The following is a 1,021-nucleotide window of genomic DNA, read 5'->3' on the forward strand; positions in this document are numbered from 1 at the left end:
AACGTTTGGGTTAACCGCGTCGGCCCGATTAAGGCTGACCACAGAGTAAACGCTCGTGGCCGACTGCGGTTCAACCCATGGTTCATCGCCCGCTTTGTTACACGGGAATAATCACAAGCATCGATAGTAGCAGTGCGAACAACCCCGTCAATACAATCCAATGCCCAACGCCTGGACGGCGTTTTAGGTATGCCACTGCAGCAACGGTCCAGAGTAAGCCGGCAAATGCTTGGCATGCAGCAATAAGCGTCCATCCGTACCGGGCGGTTCCGTCGTTCGCCATCATACGCTCGTCGCTCCAAGCGCTAGCGTATGTGTTAGCACCAACGATCAGTATTGCCACTCCCGTGATAAAGAAAAATGGCGAGAGAAGGTAAGGAATAACCCCTCTGGTTTTAGATTCGGCGTCATCCGTAAGTTGGGACACACTTGTGGAAGCATACGGATTTGGAGTTTCGACCAGCTTTGAGCCTCGGTATGTGGTTACGCGTGACGCAGTAAATGTCGATGAACGGCTGGGATCACCCGGCCCGAGGAGTTGACACACCATTGCCCAAGAGACGTTCGAGGGCTCTGTGTGCATCCGTTGGTTCGTCGCATTGTAACGGAGAGCTAGAGCCAGCGACGTGGTTGGCTTCCCAATGAACCATCGTATGGCTAGCGCCGACCGATCAGGAATCGGAAACGCCATCAGCATGAACGATTGGTTTTGCTGTTTGAACAGCGCATCATTGCAAGAATGCCATCAGCAATCAACATTCCGACAACAGCGCCGACGGCAGCGGCACGAAATGAAAACGGTCCGAACGGATAAAGTGCCGCCATCGGAATAATCCCAAACAGGACGAATCCGACGAGAGATCCGGCGACAAGAAAGAACAGTCTGATGCCGGGAATTGCCGGATCGCGAGGAGGCGGCACGTTCGTTTCGGTGGAAGGATTCGGAGGATGATCCAAGTTAGGTGAAGGCTTCAGTGATTGGTAAGGATTCTCGGTCGTCATTCGCCAGACTCGACGAACG

The 1,021-nt window shown here is 53.6% G+C and carries 2 protein-coding genes; both read right to left on the bottom strand.

The window, feature by feature from the left end; translation table 11 throughout:
- Window positions 1-97: 97 nt before the first annotated feature.
- Window positions 98-427, bottom strand: a complete 330-nt coding sequence (locus CA13_RS34380; protein ID WP_146393755.1) for a hypothetical protein — start codon at window positions 425-427, stop codon at window positions 98-100.
- 263 nt (window positions 428-690) lie between these two features.
- A partial coding sequence (locus CA13_RS34385) for a hypothetical protein (RefSeq protein ID WP_419195350.1) occupies window positions 691-1,021 on the bottom strand: 331 nt, incomplete at its 5' end.

Origin of the sequence: Novipirellula herctigrandis (genome assembly GCA_007859835.1) — a bacterium.
Classification (GTDB): domain Bacteria; phylum Planctomycetota; class Planctomycetia; order Pirellulales; family Pirellulaceae; genus Novipirellula_A; species Novipirellula_A herctigrandis.